The sequence below is a fragment of the Timonella sp. A28 genome (genome assembly GCF_051200815.1).
Lineage (GTDB): Bacteria > Actinomycetota > Actinomycetes > Actinomycetales > Cellulomonadaceae > Timonella.
Genome location: NZ_CP195159.1, coordinates 2441640 through 2466123, shown reverse-complemented (window position 1 = coordinate 2466123; position 24484 = coordinate 2441640). Strand labels below are relative to the sequence as shown.

Annotated in this window: 21 protein-coding genes and 2 tRNA genes; 2 read left to right on the top strand and 21 right to left on the bottom strand. The window is 52.7% G+C overall.

The features are described 5' to 3' along the window. Positions 1-109: 109 nt before the first annotated feature. The 11 genes from ACR9EC_RS11660 to ACR9EC_RS11610 all read right to left on the bottom strand — a co-directional run bounded on the left by ACR9EC_RS11660 (position 110) and on the right by ACR9EC_RS11610 (position 13193). Entirely contained in the window at positions 110-3988 is a 3879-nt protein-coding gene (locus ACR9EC_RS11660) for a DNA-directed RNA polymerase subunit beta' (protein ID WP_435299385.1), read from the bottom strand. 123 nt (positions 3989-4111) lie between these two features. Beyond that, positions 4112-7624 carry a DNA-directed RNA polymerase subunit beta gene (gene rpoB, locus ACR9EC_RS11655; RefSeq protein WP_435299384.1) on the bottom strand — a complete coding sequence of 1171 codons (3513 nt, stop codon included), beginning with the start codon at positions 7622-7624 and terminating at the stop codon, positions 4112-4114. Between the two features lie 525 nt (positions 7625-8149). Then, complete coding sequence (gene rplL, locus ACR9EC_RS11650) at positions 8150-8536, bottom strand: 50S ribosomal protein L7/L12 (protein ID WP_435299383.1); 387 nt, start codon at positions 8534-8536, stop codon at positions 8150-8152. Positions 8537-8614: 78 nt separating this feature from the next. Then, positions 8615-9142: a 50S ribosomal protein L10 gene (gene rplJ, locus ACR9EC_RS11645; RefSeq protein WP_435299382.1), complete on the bottom strand. Its 528-nt coding sequence runs from the start codon at positions 9140-9142 to the stop codon at positions 8615-8617. A gap of 369 nt (positions 9143-9511) precedes the next feature. Then, the gene (rplA, locus tag ACR9EC_RS11640; RefSeq protein ID WP_435299381.1) at positions 9512-10225 is read right to left on the bottom strand and encodes a 50S ribosomal protein L1; all 714 of its coding nucleotides are present in this window, start codon (positions 10223-10225) and stop codon (positions 9512-9514) included. A gap of 144 nt (positions 10226-10369) precedes the next feature. Further along, on the bottom strand, positions 10370-10801 hold the full coding sequence (rplK, locus tag ACR9EC_RS11635) for a 50S ribosomal protein L11 (protein WP_435299380.1): 432 nt from the start codon (positions 10799-10801) through the stop codon (positions 10370-10372). Positions 10802-10925: 124 nt separating this feature from the next. Further along, positions 10926-11669 carry a transcription termination/antitermination protein NusG gene (nusG, locus tag ACR9EC_RS11630; protein ID WP_435299379.1) on the bottom strand — a complete coding sequence of 248 codons (744 nt, stop codon included), beginning with the start codon at positions 11667-11669 and terminating at the stop codon, positions 10926-10928. A gap of 207 nt (positions 11670-11876) precedes the next feature. After that, positions 11877-12158 (bottom strand): preprotein translocase subunit SecE, encoded by a 282-nt coding sequence (gene secE, locus ACR9EC_RS11625; protein ID WP_435299378.1) that lies wholly within the window; start codon positions 12156-12158, stop codon positions 11877-11879. Positions 12159-12205: 47 nt separating this feature from the next. Then, positions 12206-12278 (bottom strand) — tRNA-Trp (locus ACR9EC_RS11620). Between the two features lie 185 nt (positions 12279-12463). Beyond that, positions 12464-12536, bottom strand: a tRNA-Trp gene (locus ACR9EC_RS11615). A gap of 150 nt (positions 12537-12686) precedes the next feature. Beyond that, entirely contained in the window at positions 12687-13193 is a 507-nt protein-coding gene (locus ACR9EC_RS11610) for a flavodoxin domain-containing protein (RefSeq protein WP_435299377.1), read from the bottom strand. 241 nt (positions 13194-13434) lie between these two features. On the opposite strand from ACR9EC_RS11610, the gene ACR9EC_RS11605 reads away from it, so the two are divergent. Further along, positions 13435-14448 (top strand): adenosine deaminase, encoded by a 1014-nt coding sequence (locus ACR9EC_RS11605; RefSeq protein WP_435299376.1) that lies wholly within the window; start codon positions 13435-13437, stop codon positions 14446-14448. Between the two features lie 34 nt (positions 14449-14482). Here ACR9EC_RS11605 and ACR9EC_RS11600 read toward each other — a convergent pair whose 3' ends face one another. From ACR9EC_RS11600 to ACR9EC_RS11565, 8 genes are all read right to left on the bottom strand, one after another. Further along, a complete protein-coding gene (locus ACR9EC_RS11600) occupies positions 14483-15343 on the bottom strand; it encodes an MYG1 family protein (protein WP_435299375.1) in 861 nt (286 codons plus the stop codon). Between the two features lie 58 nt (positions 15344-15401). Beyond that, a complete protein-coding gene (locus ACR9EC_RS11595) occupies positions 15402-15779 on the bottom strand; it encodes a GntR family transcriptional regulator (RefSeq protein ID WP_435299374.1) in 378 nt (125 codons plus the stop codon). Positions 15780-15796: 17 nt separating this feature from the next. Beyond that, the gene (locus ACR9EC_RS11590; protein WP_435299373.1) at positions 15797-16822 is read right to left on the bottom strand and encodes an alpha/beta hydrolase; all 1026 of its coding nucleotides are present in this window, start codon (positions 16820-16822) and stop codon (positions 15797-15799) included. 39 nt (positions 16823-16861) lie between these two features. Next, positions 16862-18268, bottom strand: coding sequence for an MFS transporter (locus ACR9EC_RS11585; protein ID WP_435299372.1), 1407 nt, complete (start codon positions 18266-18268; stop codon positions 16862-16864). Positions 18269-18358: 90 nt separating this feature from the next. Next, the gene (locus ACR9EC_RS11580; RefSeq protein WP_435299371.1) at positions 18359-19624 is read right to left on the bottom strand and encodes a UDP-N-acetylmuramate dehydrogenase; all 1266 of its coding nucleotides are present in this window, start codon (positions 19622-19624) and stop codon (positions 18359-18361) included. Between the two features lie 9 nt (positions 19625-19633). Continuing rightward, complete coding sequence (locus ACR9EC_RS11575) at positions 19634-20899, bottom strand: MFS transporter (RefSeq protein ID WP_435299370.1); 1266 nt, start codon at positions 20897-20899, stop codon at positions 19634-19636. Beyond that, positions 20900-21913, bottom strand: coding sequence for an MFS transporter (locus ACR9EC_RS11570; protein ID WP_435300658.1), 1014 nt, complete (start codon positions 21911-21913; stop codon positions 20900-20902). A gap of 38 nt (positions 21914-21951) precedes the next feature. After that, complete coding sequence (locus ACR9EC_RS11565) at positions 21952-22266, bottom strand: hypothetical protein (RefSeq protein ID WP_435299369.1); 315 nt, start codon at positions 22264-22266, stop codon at positions 21952-21954. A 124-nt stretch (positions 22267-22390) separates the two neighbouring features. Here ACR9EC_RS11565 and ACR9EC_RS11560 point away from each other — a divergent pair, with 124 nt between their 5' ends. Continuing rightward, positions 22391-23500 carry a LacI family DNA-binding transcriptional regulator gene (locus ACR9EC_RS11560; protein ID WP_435299368.1) on the top strand — a complete coding sequence of 370 codons (1110 nt, stop codon included), beginning with the start codon at positions 22391-22393 and terminating at the stop codon, positions 23498-23500. A gap of 77 nt (positions 23501-23577) precedes the next feature. Here the strand turns inward: ACR9EC_RS11560 and ACR9EC_RS11555 are convergent, their stop codons facing one another. Together ACR9EC_RS11555 and ACR9EC_RS11550 are read right to left on the bottom strand one after the other, a co-directional pair. Further along, on the bottom strand, positions 23578-24003 hold the full coding sequence (locus ACR9EC_RS11555; RefSeq protein WP_435299367.1) for a MaoC/PaaZ C-terminal domain-containing protein: 426 nt from the start codon (positions 24001-24003) through the stop codon (positions 23578-23580). Next, entirely contained in the window at positions 24003-24470 is a 468-nt protein-coding gene (locus ACR9EC_RS11550) for an FAS1-like dehydratase domain-containing protein (protein WP_435299366.1), read from the bottom strand. Before ACR9EC_RS11550 ends, ACR9EC_RS11555 begins: the two co-directional genes overlap by 1 nt. Positions 24471-24484 lie beyond the last annotated feature (14 nt).

The window sequence follows — 24484 nt, the reverse complement described above, 5'->3', positions numbered from 1 at the left end:
TGATCTACGTCGCCTTAACCGCGGTGTTTCAACGAATTCTCATACAGATATAACAAATGGGGCGGAACAACATAGCTGCTGTTCCGCCCCACAAGGTTAAGACCCGCTATTAACGGAAGTCAGGAAACTCTAGATCGTCAAGAGGAATTGAATCTCCAGAACCTAAACCACCGATTCCTGAGAAATCAATCTCGTCATATCCAAAGCTTGGGTACAGTTCAGCCTTTGCCTCTTCAGTTGGTTCAACCTCAACATCACGGTAACGAGGAAGACCCGTACCAGCTGGGATGAGCTTACCGAGGATGACGTTCTCCTTAAGACCAAGAAGTGGGTCACGACGGCCAGACATAGCTGCCTCAGTGAGGACTCGTGTCGTCTCCTGGAACGATGCAGCAGACAGCCAGGATTCAGTTGCCAACGAAGCCTTAGTGATACCCATAAGTTCTGGACGACCAGAAGCTGGGATACCGCCAGTAGCAATCGCTGAACGGTTCGCATCTTCGAAACGAGCACGCTCAGACAACTCACCCGGAAGCAGATCTGTGCTACCAGAGTCAAGAACTGTCACACGACGTAGCATCTGACGCACGATAACTTCAATGTGCTTGTCGTGGATGTCTACACCCTGCGAACGGTACACGTGCTGAACCTCGTCCACAAGGTGCTTTTGAGTAGCACGTGGACCAAGAATACGAAGAACCTTCTTCGGGTCAACTGCACCCTGAACGAACTGCGTACCTACAGCAACTTCTTCGCCATCTTGAATAAGAAGACGTGCACGCTTCGACACTTGGTATGTGATCTCTTCAGATCCATCGTTCGGTGTCAAAACAATGCGACGGCTGCGCTCAGAGTCATCGATCGACACGCGACCGGTGTACTCAGCGATTGGCGCCTCACCCTTTGGTGTACGTGCTTCGAAGAGCTCCGTAATACGTGGCAGACCCTGCGTAATGTCATCAGCAGATGCGACACCACCAGTGTGGAAGGTACGCATAGTCAGCTGAGTACCAGGCTCACCAATCGATTGAGCAGCGATAATACCGACTGCCTCACCAATGTCGACGAGCTTACCGGTTGCCAGCGAACGGCCATAGCACTTAGCACATGTACCAACGCGTGATTCACAGGTAAGAACAGAACGAACCTTCAAGTTGTGAACGCCTGCGGAGAGAAGCCTGTCGATGAGCACGTCACCAACGTCTTCACCAGCGTGTCCAACAACTTGACCGTCAACCTCAACATCAGATGCAAGGGTACGGGTGTAGATCGACTGCTCAACCTTGTCGTGACGCACCAAGGTGCCATCGCCGATGTCTTCACCAACTGGAAGAGTCAAACCGCGCTCAGTGCCACAGTCCTCTTCACGAACAATAACGTCCTGTGAAACGTCAACCAGACGACGAGTCAAGTAACCAGAGTCTGCTGTACGCAATGCGGTGTCAGCAAGACCCTTACGAGCACCGTGTGTCGCGATGAAGTACTCAAGAACCGAAAGACCTTCACGGTAGTTCGACTTGATCGGACGCGGAATAATGTCACCCTTAGGGTTTGCCACCAGACCACGCATACCGGCGATCTGACGAACCTGCATCCAGTTACCACGAGCACCAGAACCAACCATACGGAAGACCGTGTTGCGCGCAGGGAAGTTCTCCTGCATCGCCTTCGCGACCTTGTCCGTTGCCTGGGTCCAAATTTCGATGAGTTCTTGACGACGCTCATCGTCGGTGATCAGACCGCGGTCGAACTGCTGCTGGATCTTCAATGCACGAGTTTCATGCTCAGCAAGAATCTCAGCCTTGATAGCTGGGGTTGCAACATCCGAAATTGCGATGGAAACACCTGAGCGAGTCGCCCACTTGAAACCTGCAGTTTTCAGCGCGTCAAGTGACTCTGCAACCTCAACCTTTGGATAGGTTTCAGCGAGTTCGTTCACGATAGCTGAAAGCTTCTTCTTGTCGACAACCGAGTTGACGTATGGGTAGTCAACTGGAAGCAGTTCGTTGAAGAGTGCACGGCCAAGAGTCGTCTCAAAGACGATTGGTTGGCCAGGCTCCCAGCCTTCAGGCGCGTCGAAACCAGACTTCGGTGGAACAAGGTCGTTCATGCGGAGTTTCACGACCGCATTCAGGTCAAGCTCACCAGCGTCAAACGCCATGATTGCTTCGGAAACAGAAGCGAAGGCACGACCTTCACCCAATGGGTTTTCACGATCTGAAGTCAAGTGGAACAGACCGATAATCATGTCCTGAGAAGGCATGGTTACTGGACGACCATCAGATGGCTTCAAAATGTTGTTGCTCGACAGCATCAAGATGCGTGCTTCTGCCTGTGCCTCTGCAGACAACGGCAGGTGAACAGCCATCTGGTCACCATCGAAGTCAGCGTTGAACGCAGCACATACGAGTGGGTGCAAGTGGATTGCTTTACCCTCAACGAGCTGTGGTTCGAACGCCTGAATACCAAGACGGTGCAGCGTTGGTGCACGGTTCAACAGAACTGGGTGCTCAGTAATAACCTCTTCGAGGACATCCCACACAACGGAACGTCCACGCTCAACCATACGCTTAGCAGACTTGATGTTCTGTGCGTGGTTAAGGTCAACCAGACGCTTCATAACGAATGGCTTGAACAGCTCAAGTGCCATCTGCTTAGGCAGACCACACTGGTGCAGTTTCAGCTGAGGACCAACAACGATAACCGAACGACCGGAGTAGTCAACACGCTTACCAAGAAGGTTCTGACGGAAACGTCCCTGCTTACCCTTGAGCATGTCAGAGATCGACTTCAACGGACGGTTACCTGGTCCGGTAACTGGACGTCCACGACGTCCGTTGTCGAAGAGTGAGTCAACAGCCTCTTGGAGCATACGCTTTTCGTTGTTCACGATGATCTCAGGTGCACCAAGATCAAGCAGACGCTTCAAACGGTTGTTACGGTTGATCACACGACGGTACAAGTCGTTGAGGTCTGACGTTGCGAAACGTCCACCATCAAGCTGAACCATCGGACGCAAGTCCGGTGGAATAACTGGAACAACGTCCAGCACCATAGCTTCAGGCTTGTTGTCTGTGGTCAAGAAGGCGTTAACAACCTTGAGACGCTTCAACGCACGGGTCTTCTTCTGGCCCTTACCCGTCGCGATAATTTCGCGTAGGTTCTCAGCTTCAGCATCAAGGTCAAAGTTTTGCAGACGCTTTTGGATTGCGTTTGCACCCATGGAACCTTCAAAGTAGGTGCCATAGCGGTCGTTCAACTCGCGGTAGATCATTTCGTCGCCCTCAAGGTCTGCAACCTTCAGGTTCTTGAATTTGTCCCATACGAGTTCAAGGCGCTCAAGTTCGTGGTCAGAACGCTTACGGATCTGAGCCATTTCGCGCTCTGCCGAGTCACGTACCTTACGCTTTGCGTCTGCACGTGCACCTTCTTGCTCCAACTGTGCAAGATCGTTTTCGAGACGAACGGAACGGTCGTTGATCTCGTTGTCACGACGATCTTCGATTTCCTTCTTCTCAATGTCGATCTCGTTTTGCAGGTTCGGCAAGTCTTCTTGACGTGCTTCATCATCAACAGACGTGATCATGTATGCAGCAAAGTAAATAACCTTTTCAAGGTCCTTTGGTGCAAGGTCAAGCAGGTATCCAAGGCGTGAAGGTACACCCTTGAAGAACCAAATGTGCGTTACAGGAGCTGCAAGTTCAATGTGGCCCATGCGCTCACGGCGAACCTTTGAGCGGGTGACTTCAACACCACAACGCTCACAGATGATGCCCTTAAAGCGCACACGCTTGTACTTACCGCAGTAGCATTCCCAGTCACGAGTTGGACCGAAGATCTTCTCACAGAAGAGTCCGTCCTTCTCAGGCTTGAGCGTACGGTAGTTGATGGTCTCTGGTTTCTTTACTTCACCATGTGACCAGGTACGTATATCTTCGGCGTTTGCCAGTCCAATACGGAGCTCGTCGAATTCAGTGACGTCGAGCAAGGTGTCCTACTTCCTTCGTCTGCCGGCGCGATGGGTAATTCCGTCCGGCGCGGTGGAGGTGTTGCTAAAAAGTCCGTAGGTGGTTGAGGGCCAACCCAGGCCCTCAACCACATAGTTGCGAGATTAGATCTCGTCGATGCTTGATGCAGCGTTAGGGCGACGTGCAAGGTCAATGCCGAGTTCCTCGGCCGCACGATATACCTCGTCGTCAGACTCTCGCATCTCAATGGACACACCATCGGATGAAAGAACTTCAACGTTGAGGCAGAGCGACTGCATTTCTTTGAGGAGAACCTTGAACGACTCTGGAATACCGGAGTCAGGGATGTTCTCGCCCTTAACAATCGCTTCGTAAACCTTGACGCGTCCTGGGACGTCATCGGACTTGATGGTGAGGAGTTCCTGGAGGGTGTATGCGGCACCATATGCTTCAAGTGCCCACACCTCCATCTCACCAAATCGCTGACCACCGAACTGGGCCTTACCACCAAGTGGCTGCTGGGTGATCATTGAGTATGGACCGGTGGAACGTGCGTGAATCTTGTCATCCACCAAGTGGTGAAGTTTCAAGATGTACATGTAACCAACCGAGATTGGCTCTGGGAACGGTTCACCTGAACGTCCGTCGAACAAACGTGCTTTACCGTCAGCACCGATTACACGGTTACCGTCACGGTTAGGCAACGTGGTTGTCAACAGACCCTGGAGAGCCTCTTCTTCAAGACCGTCAAACACTGGAGTTGCAACTGGTGTGCGTGGCTCCGAAGTGTGTGCGATCTCTGGAAGAAGGTTCTTCCATTCCAGGTCGCCTTCAGTTGCAAGGCTGGTGTCCCAACCTTGAGCAGCGATCCAACCAAGGTGAACCTCAAGCACCTGACCGACGTTCATACGACCAGGAACACCCATTGGGTTCAAGATGATGTCAACCGCAGTACCATCCTCAAGGAATGGCATGTCTTCCACTGGAAGAATGGTTGAGATAACACCCTTGTTTCCGTGACGACCAGCGAGTTTGTCACCAGCGGTGATCTTACGGCGCTGAGCAATGTACACGCGAACAAGTTCGTTAACACCAGCTGGGAGTTCGTCGCCGTCTTCACGCTTGAAAGTGCGAATAGCGATAACAGTTCCAGACTCACCGTGTGGCACCTTCAACGAGGTGTCACGGACTTCACGAGCCTTTTCACCGAAGATTGCACGCAACAGACGCTCTTCAGGAGTCAGTTCAGTTTCACCCTTAGGAGTGACCTTACCGACGAGAATGTCGCCTGACGTAACTTCAGCACCAATACGGATAATTCCGCGCTCATCAAGGTCAGCAAGTACATCCTCAGAAACGTTCGGGATGTCGCGGGTGATCTCTTCTGGGCCGAGCTTGGTGTCACGAGCATCGATTTCGTGCTCTTCAATGTGGATCGACGAAAGAACATCGTCCTGAACAAGACGTTGCGACAAGATGATCGCGTCTTCGTAGTTGTGGCCTTCCCACGACATGAATGCAACGAGCAAGTTGCGTCCAAGTGCGAGCTCTCCGCCATCGGTAGCTGGACCATCAGCAAGTACCGAACCGACCTCAACGCGTTCACCTTCGTTTGCAACAACACGCTGGTTGTACGAGGTGCCTTGGTTGGAGCGGCGGAACTTCTGGACACGGTACGAAGTGGTTGTGCCGTCGTCGTTAGAGACAACAATCATGTCTGCAGAAACCTCGGTCACAACACCTGGCTTCTTAGCCACGATTACGTCACCGGCGTCAACTGCTGCACGCCATTCCATACCAGTTCCAACGAATGGAGCTTCGCTGCGCACAAGAGGCACAGCCTGACGCTGCATGTTGGCACCCATGAGCGCACGGTTCGCGTCGTCGTGTTCAAGGAATGGAATCAGCGCGGTTGCGACAGACACCATCTGACGTGGTGAAACGTCCATGAAGTCAACGGCCACACCTGGCACGTCGTCGGTTTCACCACCCTTTGTACGAACAAGAACACGGTCAAGTTGGAATGAACCGTCTTCGTTCAACGGGGTGTTTGCCTGAGCAATAACGAAGCGGTCTTCGTCATCAGCGGTCAAGAACACAACGTCTTCGGTAACTTTGCCGTCCACAACCTTGCGGTATGGAGTCTCGATGAAACCGAACGGGTTGATACGACCGAATGATGCAAGCGAACCAATCAGACCAATGTTTGGACCTTCTGGCGTTTCAATCGGGCACATACGTCCGTAGTGCGACGGGTGAACGTCACGAACTTCCATACCTGCACGGTCACGTGACAGACCACCTGGACCAAGAGCCGAGAGACGACGCTTGTGAGTCAAACCAGCAAGTGGGTTGTTTTGGTCCATGAACTGCGACAACTGCGAAGTTCCGAAGAACTCTTTAATTGATGCAACCACTGGACGAATGTTGATCAGCGTTTGCGGAGCAATAGCTTCAACTTCTTGAGTGGTCATACGTTCACGTACAACACGCTCCATGCGGGAAAGACCCGTACGGATTTGGTTTTGAATCAACTCGCCAACAGCGCGAATACGACGGTTACCAAAGTGGTCGATGTCGTCTGTTTCAACGCGAGTGTCAACTGTTTCGCCGTTACGCACACCAGGCAACTGGGTCAAGTCTGCGTGCAAAGCAGCAAGGTATTTGATGGTTGCGGTGATGTCTTCGACCGTCAAAACGGACTGATCGATTGGTCCGTCAACACCGATCTTCTTGTTCATTTTGTAACGTCCGACCTTTGCGAGGTCGTAACGTTTTGGTTTGAAGTAGAAGTTTTCGAGCAGGTTGCGTCCAGCTTCAACTGTTGGAGGCTCACCTGGTCGGATCTTACGGTAAAGGTCAACCAGCGCTTCGTCTTGGGTGTGGACTGAGTCCTTCTCCAAGGTGTCGAGCACCGCAGGGAACTGAGCGAATTCTTCACGAATTTCGGACTCGGTCATGCCAAGTGCTTTAAGCAGAACAGTTACTGACTGCTTACGCTTACGGTCAACACGAACGCCTACAGCGTCGCGCTTGTCGATTTCGAACTCGAGCCATGCACCACGTGAAGGGATGATCTTCGCTGAGAAGATGTCCTTATCGCTGGTTTTGTCTGCAAGGCGTTCAAAGTACACACCTGGTGAACGAACAAGCTGCGAAACAACAACACGCTCTGTTCCGTTGATGATGAAGGTACCGCGCTCGGTCATGAGTGGGAAGTCACCCATGAACACAGTTTGGCTCTTGATCTCACCGGTTGAATCGTTATAGAACTCTGCTGTGACGAATAGCGGTGCGGAATAGGTGAAGTCCTTTTCCTTGCACTCGTCTGCAGTGTATTTTGGTGGCTCAAACCTGTGGTTTGAGAACGATAGGGACATGGTCTCGCCGAAGTCCTCAATCGGAGAAATCTCTTGGAAGATTTCTTCTAGTCCTGAGGTTTCAGGTACGTCCTTGCGTCCTGCAGCTTTCGCTGCATCAACGCGGGCGCGCCAACGTTCGTTTCCCATGAGCCAGTCGAAGCTCTCGGTTTGTAGACCAAGAAGGTCTGGGACCTCAAGCGGCTCGTAGATTTTTGCAAAAGATACGCGTCGGGACGCAGTGCGGTGAGCAATTGCGTCAGCGGACGGAGCAGAAGGGGTGCGCGAGGCAGCCAAGAGGGGTCCTTCCCTGCGGTTCGTGTGCACACTTATACGCTTGTGAATGCGCTTGCTCGTACTGGTGCTGTACGCACGAGCAAATCCCAAAACCTGAGACACTAAACGTGCTAGAGTCTGCGGTGTAGATAACTAAAATCGCGATAATAACCGCCATTTTTAGCCATTCACACGTGGTCTATAACGGGTCCGCAAGAGTCAATGGTGACCCCTCACGGGCATACGTTAGCGCAAAGCGATAGCATACATGGCCGACCAAACAAAATCAAGTCGGCCGGTTTTCCTGGTTTTTTAAAGTTGATCATTTCGATCAGTAAAGCGTTCCATCACATGCCGCTCATCATGCGTGTGCCCCTTGGCATCTCTGTGGAAAATGGCGGTCAGGTAAGAAAACGCTCAATGCAACTCAGGTAATGCGCAGACAACTCGACCCGCGTCCGCTTAAGGACACGGGCCGAGTTGTTAAACTGCGAAATTGGTAGGCAATATGCCCGCCAACCCTAGCAATAAGCCCGAAGGCTCAGATCACTTAAGGGTTACGGTTGCGCCAGCGCCCTCAAGAGCAGCCTTTGCAGCTTCTGCCTTTTCCTTGTCAACAGCGCCGTCGAATACCGACTTAGGAGCACCGTCTACGAGGTCCTTAGCTTCCTTCAGACCGAGGGAGGTAAGAGCGCGGATTTCCTTGATGACCTGGATCTTCTTGTCACCAGCGGACTCGAGGACAACCTCGAACTCGTCCTTCTCTTCTGCAGCAGCAGCGTCGCCTGCTGCTGGAGCAGCAACAGCAACAGCAGCTGGAGCAGCAGCGGTTACGTCAAAGGTCTCCTCGAATGCCTTAACGAACTCTGAGAGCTCGATGAGGGAGAGTTCCTTGAAAGCTTCGATGAGCTCTTCGGTGGTGAGCTTAGCCATGATGGCCTTCCTTCCGATTTATCCTGCGTGAAGCAGTAGGGGTTATAGAAGAGGTACTACGCTGAATCTCTAATGAGATCAGGCAGCCTCTGCCGATGCCTGCTTCTCGCGCAGGGCGTCGATGGTGCGTACGGCCTTCGATGGTGCCGCCGCGAAGAGGTATGCTGCCTTCGCGATGGAAGCCTTGACGGCTCCAGCGGTCTTTGCAAGCAGAACCTCGCGGGACTCGAGGTCCGCAAGCTTGTTGATTTCCTCAGCTGAAAGTGGTTTTCCTTCAAGGACACCAGATTTAATGATCAGCTGTGGGTTAGCCTTGGCAAAGTCACGAAGACCTTTCGCAGCCTCTACTGGGTCACCAGTAACGAATGCGATAGCTGATGGGCCGCTGAGGTCAGCATCGAGTCCCTCGATGCCAGCTTCTTTAGCCGCAATAGCGGTCAGCGTGTTCTTTACCACGGCGTAGGATGCGTTTCCGCTGAGCGACCGGCGCAGCGTCTTAAGCTGCGCAACGGTGAGCCCGCGGTACTCGGTCAACACTGCAGCGTTGGATTCACGGAACAGTCCCGCGAGTTCCTCTACTGCGGCTGCCTTGTCCGGCCTCGCCATGGCAATCCTTCCGATTGAATGCCGCTGGTTTTCGCTAGGGGATCTAGCTTCCGTCCATATCTGCGTTGTGTTAAACAACAAAAAACCTCGTGCGCAGGCACGAGGTTTACACATAAAAGTAATAAAAATCGTTACCTGCGTGGGCTCCAGAACTGGACTTCGATCTGATATCGACACACATGATGTCAACAGCAGATAACCTACGGTCTTGGGTACCTAGTTAGGTTAGCAAGTAACTAGAAAAATACACAACAGGGATTCGGTAGAGATAGGTCACAGTAACTCGCCCTACATGGATATGCGAAAGGGGCGCACCGTTACAGCGGCGCGCCCCTCCCCAATCACATATGTGAATTTACTTCACACAGATCAGTTCTCGTCTTCAGTGAGCTTGCTGACCTTCGACTGGTCCACTGGAATACCAGGGCCCTGAGTCGTGGAGATTGTTGCCTTGGTAAGGTAACGACCCTTTGATGAAGAAGGCTTCAAACGAAGAACTTCTTCGATCGCAGCACCGTAGTTCTCAACAAGCTGAGCTTCGCTGAACGAAGCTTTACCGATGATGAAGTGCAAGTTAGCGTGCTTGTCAACGCGGAAGTCGATCTTTCCGCCCTTGATGTCGTTAACTGCCTTGGTGACGTCCATGGTCACTGTGCCGGTCTTAGGGTTTGGCATGAGGCCACGTGGACCAAGTACCTTACCCAAACGACCAACCTTACCCATGAGGTCTGGGGTAGCAACAGCTGCGTCGAAGTCGGTGAATCCGTTAGCAACCTGCTCGATAAGCTCGTCGCCACCAACAATGTCAGCACCTGCAGCACGCGCCTGCTCAGCACGCTCACCGTTTGCGAAGACCAGGACCCGGGCGGTCTTACCGGTGCCGTGAGGCAGGATTACGGTTCCACGAACCATCTGGTCCGCTTTACGTGGGTCCACACCAAGACGGAATGCAACCTCAACAGTTGCGTCGTACTTTGTGGACGAAGTCTCCTTAGCAAGGCGAAGAGCCTCAACTGGGGAGTACAAGCGCGAGCGGTCGATCTTCTCTGCCGCTGCGCGGAATGCTTTGCTGCGCGTAGTCATCTGCTTTTCTCCTTAGAGCAGTCGTGGTCATAAGATCCGCGCGGATCCTGCCACTTTCTCGAAAAATCCGAGAAATTAAAAAATACGATTCGGTCGATGAATACACTTCATCAACCACGAACATTGAAACGCTTATAACAGCGCTCAGTCTTCGACGGTGATACCCATCGAACGTGCAGTTCCAGCAATGATCTTTGCTGCAGCGTCAATGTCGTTTGCGTTGAGGTCTTCCATCTTGGTCTGCGCAATTTCACGAATCTGAGTTTGTGAAATCTTTGCAACCTTAACGGTGTGCGGAGTTCCTGAACCCTTGTCTACGCCAGCTGCCTTTTTGATGAGCTGTGCTGCAGGAGGGGTCTTGGTGATGAAGGTGAAGCTACGGTCTTCATAAACCGTAATTTCAACTGGAACAACGTTGCCACGCTGCGACTCAGTTGCCGCGTTGTAGGCTTTGCAGAATTCCATGATGTTGACACCGTGCTGACCAAGCGCGGGACCAATTGGAGGAGCAGGAGTTGCTGCACCTGCGTTGATCTGGAGCTTAATAAGCCCAGAAACCTTTTTCTTTGGAGGCATTTCGGGTCCTTCTTAATTTGACTAGGATTGTGCAGTCCAGATAGGACTGCGGTTTTGTCTGCTTCGTTTCGTACACACACGAAAACTCGCACTGGCAAACCAGTGCGAGCACACGTGCATACGATCAGATCTTTGCGACCTGATTGAAGCCGAGCTCGACCGGAGTCTCCCGGCCGAAAATCGATACCAATACCTTGAGCTTTTGAGCTTCAACATTGATCTCGGAAATCGTTGCAGGAAGGGTGTCAAACGGCCCGTCGGTAACCGTGACAGATTCGCCCACCTCAAAGTCAACCTGAACGACAGGGGCCGACTTCGTCTTTTTCGCAGACTTGCCGGGCACTGGAAGTTCAAGCATTGGCGAAAGCATTGAGAAAACTTCGTCTTTCGTCAACGGCACGGGCTGGTGTGTGTTACCAACAAAACCAGTCACACCTGGTGTGTGGCGTACCGCGCCCCATGACTCGTCAGTGAGGTACATGCGCACAAGTACATATCCAGGGATACGAACTCGTCGAACAACCTTCTTCTGGGTGTTTTTAATCTCGGTAACTTCTTCCATAGGAACCTCAATTTGGAAAATGTAATCTTCCATGTTGAGGCTCTGGATACGAGTTTCAAGATTAGTTTTTACTCGGTTTTCGTAACCTGCATATGAGTGGATGACATACCAGTCACCCTCCTTCGACAACAGTTCACGACGGAAGGCCTCAAGTGGGTCTTCTTCTTCGAGTTCTTCGTCTGTAGTGTCGGCAACAACATCCACATCGGAATCTACGGACACGGCAACGTCGGCTGGAACCTCTTCGGTTTCAACCTCGAGAGCGTCTACGTTCTCTTCTGTCGGTTCGTACGACTCCTGAGACACGTGTCAACCTACTTTCTAAGTACACAAGCCGAATAGCTCGGCATCACACTAGTTGCAGAAAACCTGCAACACACTATTGTTCCATTGTTTGCTGTTTTCGGGGAATATTTTCCCGCAAATGTGATGAGAACCAAAGGTTCACCCATCAAAATTTCACAACGAAGCACTCATGTCATGTGAGGCGACGCTATGCCTCATAAAACCGCATTAACCAAAGAGGAAATCCGTCGCCTTGGAAATAAGGAAGTCGCTAGCCAGCACGAATGCCATCATGACAAGAACAAACATGATTACAACCGTGACGTAGTTGAAGTACTCACTACGTGTAGGAACAACCAATTTTTTGAGTTCAGCAATGATCTGACGAACAAACAATGCAATGCGCGCGAAAATGTTCGCTTTTTTAGGCGCTTTCGACCCCGAAGTCTTCTTGCTCGTCGATGAGCCGGAAGCTCCACCATTGACCGCGCCGGAAGCTGATTCGCTCACTGTATATCCCAACGTTGTACTTTTGTGCCGAAAATTACGTGCATTAGCAGGGCAGACAGGACTCGAACCTGCAACCTGCGGTTTTGGAGACCGCTGCGCTACCAATTGCGCCACTACCCTAAAGATATCTTGGTTAGTTTACTAAACCGATCAAAGAAGCCCTAATCATCCGCGGTTCAACATGCCCAAGCACACTCTACGACAGGTTCCCCGCAAGGTTACCAGTGGTGTCAAAAGATTGGTATGGGGGCTTTCGTATAAAAACAAAAGGCTCTTCTTGAATATTCCAAGAAGAGCCTTAATTGCAGGGCAGACAGGACTCGAACCTGCAACCTGCGGTTTTGGAGACCGCTGCGCTACCAATTGCGCCACTACCCTACTGACCAGTGCTTTCATCACAAACAGAAAACTATTTGCGATCCAGCGTCGTGGTCCTGTGATATCTTACGCGAAAGTTACGCCGAAGTGTTAACCGGGTCCAAAAACCGCGTCTTCAGCTGGGTTTTCACCTAAGAACCGCATGCTCTCTCACGCAGAAATCGTGCGCTGATCAAGAATGCTTTCACCAATGCTACGCGCCCAGTCACGCACCGCGGCCATGTCACGAGAATCCCCGTACTTGCCACGCGCTGCCATAATTGCTGCACGCTCAGCCAAACTCAACTGTAAAACGTCAAGTTTGCCAGGGAAGTGACGGTGCCCAAGTGCACCGGTAGCTTTCATACGAGCCAAAAGCGCAGGAGTGTTATTAGCATCCTTGCTTGGCGTATCTGCCAAACCAGAAGAGAACAACCATACTTTCCGCTCTTTCATAGCAGGACCAACGCGTTCAATGAGGTCACGGGCTTCCCCCAACCACTGGCCTACATAAATTGCTGATCCCACGATCACGGCGTCGTACCCTTCAACGGATTCGACGTCACGTGGCTCTTTGAGGTCGCACTCAAAGTTCATTGTCTGAAGTTCTTGTTCTATAACTGCAGCGATTTCTCGGGTTGAACCATGCCGTGAAGCTGCCGTAACGAGGACTCGCATCTGCCCCTCCTGATTTCTAGACTCGTTCTCTTCTAGTCTTTCCCCTTACGCTGTCATTTACTTGGGTCTGAGGTCCCGTCATCTCACAAGCGTCTCGTGAGTGCGATCACGTTCTATTCGCACACCAATACTTACTACAATCTAACGCGCATGACATCACGTGTCAGAAAATTTACAAGACGTTACGTGCAGATACGTCCTGTTCCCACACGAAACATCGTAAACATGAAACACTCAACCTATGCGTGATCTTGCTGCCCTCCCCAAAGCGCACCTACACCTGCACTTCACGGGTTCCATGCGCCCCAACACCGTTGCTGACCTCGCACAGAAATACAACATCAAGTTACCCAGCGCGATTCTTGATAATGACCCTGTGCGTCTACCCGCAACAGATCGCGGCTGGTTTAGATTCCAACGGCTCTACGACGCAGCACGCGCTTGCGTCCGCGGCGAAGACGACATGAGACGCATCATCAATGAAGCTGCACACGACGATGCCACTGAAGGCTCAGGACGTTTAGAAATACAAGTCGATCCCACCTCGTATGCGCCGTTTGTTGGAGGCATAACACCGGCCCTTGAAATAGTTCTCGACGAAGCGAAACAAGCAAGCACACAACACGGCATCTCCGTTGGAGTTGTGGTTGCAGCCTCACGCATGCGACACCCGCTAGAAGCCCGCACACTCGCACGACTTGCCGCACAATACGCTGGCGACGGCGACGGTGAAGTCATCGGTTTTGGTCTCAGCAACGACGAACGTCGCGGCCGCACCGAAGAATACTCGGCAGCATTCACCATCGCCCACAAGGCAGGACTCATAGCTGTTCCTCATGGCGGCGAACTATTAGGCCCTGACCACATTGACGTCGTCGTCGAAGCTTTACAGCCACAACGGTTAGGGCACGGAATTCGAGCTGTAGAAGATCCGCGAACTCTCGATGCTCTCGCTCAACGCAACATTGCGTTAGAGATCAACCCCGCATCAAATGTGTCGCTAGGTGTCTACGCGACAGACGACGAGGTCCCCCTGACCGCACTATACGACTCCGGGGTCACAATAGCGTTAGGGGCAGACGACCCGCTGCTCTTCAAATCGCGTCTCACTGAACAGTATGAAACTGCCAGAACTGTGCACGGTTTTAGCGATATTCAACTCGCCAAGATAGCGTCTGACTCCATCAAAGCGAGCGCAGCATCTGACTCCACAAAAACTGACCTACTGCGGAAAATAGACGACTGGCTCGCCTAACGCACGCGGCGTTAAGCGAGCCAGAAAAACATCCTTACGCAAGCGCTAATTCAATTAATGCCAGCGCACCTTCACGTGATTCCGCGGCACAAATAAACGCAGCCTTGTGGCAGAAAACAGCGTCTTGGACTCCTGTAACTTCTGCGAGCGCAGTTCCGTTTAAGCCACGCCATGCTTGTGGCAGGTCTTTGCGGTTTCCGAACTGTGAGTTCTCTGGGCGTACTGCCTGTACGGTCCAGTTTCCGGTAGCGCCTGGGTAGACGGTGTAGAGCAGGTCGGGTTGTTTCGAGGCTATTGATCCGTGTGGAATGTAGCGTTCTAGGACGACATAGCGTTTGTCATCTGCGGCAGCGTAACGTTCTAGGAAGTATTGCTCTGCTTCGATCACTTGCACGTATTTGGCTCGTAAACGTTGGAGTACGACGCTTGCGAGGTCTACTGCGTGAGTGAATTGGGTGTCGAAGTCTTCGTCGTCGGTGACGGGGTTGAACAATCCGAGATATTCGGAAAGGTCAAATGGTCGGGTACCGAAGTCAGAAACCGTGTAGAGGTCTTGTCCGTTGTCTACGGCGTCAATGGCGGTAACGAGTCGTGAATCGATTTTTTGCCATACATCGTCGTTGCCACAAAATTGTTTGCCGTATGTTTGCCACAGCAAACCGAACGCAGAGTAGAGGATGCCTGTATCGCGGGCGCCTGAAGACTTTTGGTGGTGGTCAAACCGGCGGGTTTCAACGTCGTAGATGCCGCCGACGTCTAAAACGATGTCTGCCTGGTCGAGTACGGTTTGGTCTCGTGTTCGCACGATCTGTGCGTCCGGGTACAGCTGTTTGAGCAGTGCGACTCCAAAGACGTCGTCTGCATGAAATTTACCGTTGTGGGTTGCGATGATCACGTGTTCACTCTACGTCGTCTGTGTTGGAGAAGGAAAAGCTTCTACCTATGATCTGCGTTTAACCTGGTGTTGTGTTGTGAGGCCAATGATGTTCAATGGCTGTCAGAGCTGCATCTTTTGTGGCTCCACATGCCACCGCGTTTTTTATGTAGGCGTGTGCGTACTGCATTAAGGCGATGTCGGCGGGGATTGCTTGTGGGTTGATTCGGGTGCCTGATCGTCCTTGGGTGGTGACGTATCCTTCGTCTTCGAGTTCGCGATAGCTGCGTGCCACCGTGTTTACTGCCACGCCTAGTTGTTTCGCTAGTGAGCGGATGGCGGGGAGTTTTTCATCCGCGCGGGTTTCTTGTCGATCAATCGCTTCAATTATTGTGTGTTTGATTTGTTCAAAGGGCGGGATTTTTGCCGTGTGATCGATGGAAAACTCGATGGGCATGCGCTGGTGCCTTTCGTTTATGTTGTTGGCAGCACACTATCTGTTTGGTCTTTCCATGCTGTGTATTTCTGCGTTGACACAAGGTTATGGCGGCTCAGCCAGTCGGCTATCGCGTTGAAGTACATGTCGCGTGGCTTGGGTTGGCTTAATGCTAGGTCGTGTACGCCTTGGGGAATACTGGCGATTTCTACGTTGTCGCCTAGTTGGCGTGCTCTCGCTGTTATTTGATGTACGTCAAGCACTGTGTCGCTGGTACGGGTGAGGTCTGGTTCTGCGTAGGGGCTTACTGAGCGTTCTGATACACAGGCGAGGATCGGACAGGTCAGGTTTAATCCGTAGGCTATACGTGCTTGGCCTTCGCGTATGGCTCGTAACCATCCGGTTCGTACGGGTGCGGGACGTTCGCGTTTCCAGTCCATGTTGAAGTCCCAGAGTCCCCCGTATGAGGTGTGGAGCATACGAGTGTATGGGGAGTCATCGTTGGTTATGACGTAATCTGTCACGTAATTGCCAACTGCGTCTAGCATGGCGGTGCCGACAGTCCGGTCGAACCATGACCGGTTGAGGTCAAACCATGGGCTGTTTAAGATCAGGCCGTCAACTGTGGCTCTGCCCGTTTCGCTGTGCGCCCACAAGGCTGCGAGTAGTCCGCCTGTGGAGTGTCCCATAATGAGCAGTGACTCGTATCCGTATTCTTCACGGATGATGTGGGTTGCAGCGGCTAACTCGTTTCCGTATTCACGGAGGGAGTGCGCATCATTGCGTGTGGTTTCGTCTGTTGTTGATCGACCATATCCGTGCAGGTCAAGGGCAAAGAAGGCGAGGCCGAGGTCTTCAAAAAACTGTGCAACGTGTGTCTGAAAGAAGTAGTCGTTGTATCCGTGTATGTACAACACTGCGGTGTGAGGCCGGTCTGCGTGTTCACGGGATACGAGCCACTGCGGGCGCGATACCAATGTTGATACCATTTTTTTGCCGCGCAGTTCAGGCACGTTAATGGTTCGATTGAGCCAATCGTCGCCAAGGATGTCACGCTGCCACATAAGTTAACCGTATTTCAGCTCTTTACCTGTGTCATCTCTTTACGTCGGTATGTGGGCTGCTGAGCGCTCTTGCGGGGTTAACCGTAGCGGCAAGACGAGGAACAGGCCGAGCAACAAGATCGCTGCGATACCTAATATTCCGTAACGTTGCTCGTTTGTTACCGCAACTAGCACCCCAAACAGTGCTGGCGATAAGAAGGCAACGACGCGTCCGGTCATGGCATACAAACCGAAGAGCTCTCCTTCGCTTGTGGGCGTTGCGAGTCGTGACACTGTAGCCCTGCTAGCGGATTGCACTGGCCCTACAAAGATGCACAAGATGAGACCGAAAATCCAGAAAATGTCTTGGCCGCGGTCGTGAAAAAGGAAGATAGCGACAGCTGAGACGATCATTCCGATCAACGAAAAAACGATGATTGGTTTTGACCCTACGCGGTCTTCAAAAAGCCCAAACAGGATGGTGGCAACACCTGAAATGACGTTGGCGAGAATCGCAAAAATGAGCACGCTAGCGTTAGTAAAACCGAACGTTCCGATAGCGATAATGCCACCGAAAACAAAAGCACCGGTCAGTCCATCCCGGAAAATTGCAGACGCGAACAGGAATTTTAAGACGTTGCGGTCGTCGCGCCATAAGTGGGCAACATCTTGACCGACTTTTTTGTATGACGCTATGACACCTAATGCTGCGTGTACTTTGTTGGCTGGTTTTTCGGGGACTGCCACGAACACGGGGATTGCAAAGAGAGCGAACCACAACGCTGCAAAGAGTACGGATACGCGGATGTCTAGGCCGTTGTCGCCGGTGACCCCAAACAAGCCGACTTCAGGGTTGATGAACCCAAAATACAAGAACAGGAGCAGAACAATTCCGCCTATGTATCCTGCTCCCCAACCGATACCAGAGATCTTTCCGCGGTTTACCGGAGTGGAGATCTGGTTGAGCATGGCATTGTAGTTCACTGATGCCAGCTCAAAGAAGATGTTACCCAGCGCAAGGATCACCAAACCGATGATGACGTTGCGGTCTAGATGTGCCTGATCTGGAGTGATAAAGAACAACGAACTAGAAAACAGCACAACAGCAGCGGTGTTGATACCTAGCCAGAGTTTTCGTCGCCCACCTGAATCTGCGCGAGCGCCAAGCACTGGAGCCGCGAGCGCGATTGCGACTCCAGCCAATGCGGTAGCCCAGCTGAGCCATGTTGAGTGTAGGGCTATGACTTCGTCGACTTGGGCTTTAGCTTGTGTTGAGTATTCTGCGGCGTCAACGATGTCTTGCGGCGCAAAAGCGGAACTAGTGAGCCATGTGGCAAACACAAATGTTGTAATGACTGCGTTCCAGGCAGCGGACCCCCAATCCCATAAGGACCAAGCAACTACTGTGCGTTTCTTTGTGGGCGTTTGTGTGGGGTCCACTGCGATGCTGGAACTGTCTGTGTTCACACCGACATTGTGTCGTAAAACAATCGTGATTGCTTACTTATTGGGTGTCCTTGTGGAAACTGTTCACACTGTGGTCATGTTGTCGTCGTTTCAGAGCAGGCTTGTTCCGATCACCATGGGTTCAGGCTCGAGTGTGACACCGTATTTTGTGTACACGCCGTCTCGTACGTGTTGGGCTAGTTCGACGATGTCGCTGGCTGTTGCCTGCCCTCTGTTGGTGAGGGCTAACGTGTGTTGAGTTGAGAGCGTTGCCGCTGATGCGGGTCCGTGTACTCCATAGCCCTTCTCAAAACCGGCATGTTGGATCAGCCAAGCAGCTGAGGTTTTGATGCGAGTGTCGTCGACCTGTGGGGTACTTACGCCAAACTCATTTTTCACTAGGGTGTGGACGGGATACTGTGGGGCGCCCTCAGGGAGTTTTTCTGCTTCAGCGCGAGAAAGTATGGGGTTGGTGAAGAACGACCCTGCACTCCACCTGTCATATTCGGGTGCCGTGTTGGTGTGTGGCGTCGTGTCGTTTTCAGGCGCGTGGAGGGTTCCCAGCGCGCCCGGTGTGTCTGCTGTCTCTGGGCGTTCGTACGAGTCAACAAGCATCCCTTTTCCGGCCCGTAACTGCAGCACTGTTTGTGCAACGTCCTGCGTGTTAGCCCGTTCACCGACCTGTACGCCTAGTTGCCGTGCAAGTTCCGCGTATTGGATGGGTGCAGAGCGGGTGCCAAGCCGGAATTGGAAGTCGACTTCTAGCACGATGTAGCGTGGGGCTGGCCCCCACACTTTTCCGGTTTCGTCGCCGATAGTCATCGACCGTTTGATGCGTGAGTCCCGGTACGCGAATTCAAGTTCGGTGAGTGCGAATGTGCGCGCACCTTTTTGGGCTCGGTCGTATACCCGCACTGACGAAATAACGTGTGCTACTTCTGCGCCGTATGCGCCAATGTTTTGTACGGGTGCAGCGCCCACAGTCCCGGGGATGCCGATGAGTGTTTCCACTCCAATCCACTCACGTTCGATAGCTTCGCGGACGAAAAGGTCCCAGTTGTGTCCGGCTGGCACACGCACGTTTGCGCCGCCGCAGGCGTCTTGCTGAATGAGTTGCACGCCTGAGCGCATGTCACGCACAACAATTCCCGTAAATTCGCTGTCACCGGCGACGATGTTTGAGCCGCCACCAATCACAAGCAGTGGAAGGTCGCAGGCGTCGGCATAAGCCACAACAGCGATGAGGTCTGCTTCGGTGTGTGTTTCAACGTAGGTGCGGATTGGCCCTCCTACACGCATTGTGGTCAGTGCACTAAGGTGTGTGTCTGTGCTGGCTGATGACAAAACGGCTGGAGTGTTTGCAGGCTGGGTAATCACGGAACAAGCCTACTTGGTTTCGGAAGGGGCTGAGCCCACCGTTCGAGCTTGTTTTCTGGCTGCGAATGCTTGGGCAGCTACTCCTCGTTCTTCTACAGCACGCACGATGAGTAGCCCGACAAGCACTGGAATCATGATTGCGAGAAGCGCATGACGGTATCCGACGTGGTGCGCGAGTTCTCCAAGTATGGGTGGCCCAGCAAAGAACGCGGCATAACCGATTGTGGCGACGACGGAGACGCGTGCTGCCGCGTGTTCGGGTTCGTCGCTGGCCGCTGACATTCCCATCGGGAAGCCTAAGGCTGCTCCGGCTCCCCACAGTAATGCGCCTACCAGTGCCAGCCATAGCCATGGTGCTAGCCCGAAGAGGGCGAGTCCGGTAAAGGCACACAGCGAACAGATACGTAGTACGACGATACGTCCATACATGTCGAGGAGTTTGGTTCCTACCATTCGAGTGATAGTCATCGCGGTGAGGAACACGAATAACCCAAAGGCGCCTAGGGCTTTGGAGACTTCAAATCCGTCGACGATGGCAAGGCTCAACCAGTCGTTGGCTGCGCCTTCAGTGAGGGCCGCAGCGAGTACCACGAACCCGATCATCCATGTTTGTTTTTCTTTCCAGGCGCTCCACACGGACCTTTGTGGTTGTGTGTGTGTTTCGGTTGTGGTGTCGAGTGAAACGTGACTGATGGTGTGTTTGGGTGCGAGCAGGTTACGCGTTGCGTTCACGATAAGGACGTATCCGAGCAGTAGCGCAATACCCATGTGCACTGCGACGCTGAGGCTCACGATTTCTACAAGGGCACTAGCTAACGCACCTGCCATGGTCCCGAGCGAGAACATTCCGTGGAAGCGTGGCATGAGTGCACGTTGTGCCGCGTTTTCTACGCGTGTGCCTTCAAGGTTCATTGCCGCGTCACAAATACCCATGCCTATTCCCCCGAGGAGGAGACCTGCCGCAGTTACTGCGATGGGCAGGTCTCCTAGGGTGGTGGCGGCTAACGCGTAGCCGCCAACCATGAGAGTAGCTGAGGCGATGATAGTTTTTTGCCCACCAAGTTTTTGCACTATCCAACCGCTCGTTGGCAAAGCAAGGAGTGAACCTATTGCTCCAACCAGCAGCAGACGTCCCATTTGGGAAGCGCTGAATTCCAGTTCGTCACGAATAGCAGGCAGGCGTGCTGCCCAGTTCGCGAATATGAATCCGACGACAAAGAACGTCACATATACAGAAAAAGCAGCGCGACGAATGTGCACACCGGTGGTGGGCATTTACTCTCCTACAGGGGTGCGTTGAGGATGTTGATACCCAACTTTTTGTTCTGGTTTCAATGGTGCGACGGCCTTTGACAGCACAATGCTGACAAGAATGAACACTGCTATGCCGGTGAGTGCCATGCGGGTTCCGGTGTATTCGGCGACGAAGCCGAGTACTGGTGGCGCGGCCAATGAGGCAATAGATGCGAAGGCGGACACTACTGATACACGGGCTGCGGCACGAATTGGGTCATCTGATGCACCAGCAATTCCCAGTGGCACAGCAAGTGCAGCGCCCATCCCCCACAACACAATTCCTAAGATCGCAAGGTAAATGTGTGGTCCGAAGCCAAAAAGCAGAAGACCAAGTATTGAGGCGATTGCTGACAGCCGCAATACTGTGACTCGTCCATAAGCGTCGATGAGTCGAGTGCCGAAAATCCGCACGATGGTCATTGAGCCAAGGAATATTCCTAGTCCGATAGCTCCTACAGCTTCTGGTTGGGCAAATCCAGATACGACAGCGATCGCTAGCCAGTTGCTTGCGGAACCTTCAGAAAGAGCTGCTGCAAAAATAATGAGCCCAATAAAGAGTGTGCGTGGTTCTCTCCACGCGCCTAAGGCAGAGCCAAGGGTAGAACGCCTAGCACGCATGGTTGCGGCAAGGGTACGGGTAAGTGGTGGTGTATTGCCACTCGCTTTGCGTTCAGCTTTGACAACTCGTTTGCGTCGTGAGGCGTCGGCCCTGTTCCAGCGTTCTTCATAGGTGAGTTCAGTGTCGAGGATGACCCGCGGGATTAAAACAAGGCGCACACCAAGAGTAATGAAGGCTGTTGCTGTCATTTGTGCGATAAGTGGAACATCATTCGCGGCACATGCTGCTCCAATGAGGGCACCTAAAACCGCTCCGATGGAGAACGCGGCGTGAAAGTGCGGGATGATGGCGCGCCCAAGTCGGCGCTCAATTGCTGCGGACTCAACGTTTTGAGGAACGTTTGTTAACGCCACGAAACATCCGTTAAGGAAGATTCCTATCGCTAGCAGCCAAGTGTTCCCAAGTGTTGGGGCTAAGCCTTCGAGGAAGAAGCTAGCGCGATACCGAAGGCGGATACCGTCAGGACTGCTCGTCCACCGAACCGTTGTACAAGTGAACCGGCAATTGTTGCAAAGATAAGTGACCCGATAGCTCCGGCGAGTAGAACGACACCAAACTCTTTGGCGTCAAGTTCCAAAACTGCTTTTACGGTAGGGAATCTACTAGCCCAACTCGAGAAGCTTAGTCCGAGTAAGGCAAAGAGAAGAAGCAAACTTATGCGGGCGTCAGTAAGACGCTTTTCAATTGGTGCTGGTTGCGGCATTGGTTGGGTATCCATTGAAGTCATAACTCACCTGTCTGTTCATGGGGGCGAGGTTGGACAAAGAGGTGTCGAATCGATTCGAGTCGCACATATAATTCTTTAGTACGTCGTCCGTAACGTCAATTGAAAATGGAACTAAATAACTGCGATGTCAAACACTAAGCCAACACTCGCCAGCGTAGCCGCACAGGCCGGTGTTTCCATTTCCACCGCATCATTAGCATTTTCAGAATCAGGACCAATAGCCGCGAACACCCGCGATCGAGTCCTCGCCGCAGCAGAAGAACTCGGCTACCGAGGCCCCTCTGCGCTGGGCAGACAGTTACGCAAAGGCCGCTCAGGAATCGTCGGGGTCATCATTGGTGACGCCCTGCGGCGAACATTCCGCGACCCCGTCACAATAGCCGCACTCGACGGCATAACCCGCACACTGGGTGAAAAAGGCCTAGGCGTGCTCCTTATACCCGGCGGAAAACACTACGACACAGCAGACGGCCTCAACCCACTCCTCCACACTGCCGCAATAGACGCAGCCATCCTGCTCTGGGGCGGCCACGAAAACGACCCCGTCTTTCAAGCCCTGCACGAACGAGGCATCCCCATCGCCATAGCTGAAGGACAACATGTGCCCGGCTCACCACTCATAGCCCTCAACGATAGAGCTGGCACATCAGAACTCACCCGAAAACTCAAAGCACTCGGCCACACAAAATTCGGCATCATCACGCTATCGCTCAACACTGGCAACGCACCCGGCCCCGCACCCACACACATCACCGAACACCTCACCAAATTCCCGTGGCATCCAAGCCGCGGACGCCTCCTTGGAGTCTTTGACGAAAAAATTGAGCCTACAGCCATCTGGGAAGCTCGTGCCTCACTCGTCGAAGAAGGTCAACGCGCAGCACTCTATTTACTCAACCCTGCACACTACGACTCCCCCGAAGATGTTCCTACCGCACTCATCGCGCAATCCGACTTACTCGCAGCAGGAGCCTTACAAGGTGCCCGCGAACTTGGGCTTCGAGTACCAGAAGACGTCTCAATAGCAGGCTTTGACGGCGTGGACTTGCCCTGGCTTGGACAAGACAAACTCACCACGGTCAAACAACCACTGCCAGATAAAGGCGAAATTCTTGCACAAGCAACAGTCGACCTCATTCACGGAACAGTGCAACCACCCCGCACACTAGATGTCGCATTTGTGCAAGGAACAACCACAGGCCAAGCTAGGAAAGGCCCCTTAAAGGTGCGCTAAGAACGATTGCCATCACCAGAAAAGCATTGAGGGCCACCCCACGTGGGGTGGCCCTCAATGCTTTATGCATGAATTCGTTAAAGGAACTTAACAACAACCTGCGTTTTTGCAAGCACCCGTGCGCCCTCAAACGTAACCGTAAGGTCGATACGTGCAGTTTTAGCGTCTTCATCCAACGCGCCAACCTGAGCGACAACCTCAACAACAGCTACGCCAGGATTTGGCACGGCAATCGGCCGCGAAAAACGTGTTTGATAATCAGCGATCATCGCATCGCTACCAATAAGCTCTTCAACAACGGTGACGCTTGCTCCCATAGTGAGCATTCCGTGAGCAATCACGGAATCCAAACCTACAGAATGAGCGAATGTGTCATTCCAGTGAATTGGATTGAAATCCCCAGAAGCGCCAGCGTATTTCACCAACGAAGAGCGATCAAACTCAATCGTTTTAGCGCCAACCTGCTGCCCAACAGCAAGCTCAGAAAAACTAAGCGTGGCCATCAGTGCCCCTCTCCGCGTACTGCAAGAGTTGATGTCACCGTCACGACAGGCTCCACAACGTCACCGTTGTGTGCTGAGATTTCGCAACGAGTCGTGACTAAAGCAAGACCCGCACGTTCAACGATCTTGTCGACGTGAACAACAGTGACAAGTTCGTCGCCAGCAAAAATAGGGCGCTGATACGTAAAGCGTTCGTCGGCATGTACTACCCGGCTGAAATCAACACGCGCTTCCGGATCCTGAATGTATTGCGCCTCAGCGGCCTGCGCCACAACAACCGCAAAAGTTGTTGGAGCAATAACATCCCGATAGCCCAAACCCCGCGCTGCCTCAACAGAGAAGCAGGCGGGGTTAGATGAGCCTATTGCGCGTGCAAACTCAGCGATCTTTTCGCGTCCTACACTGTAGGGTGCGGTCTGTGGGTATTGCCGACCAATAAAGTCGAGATTCACAGAAGATTGCGTCATTGCTGCGTGCGATC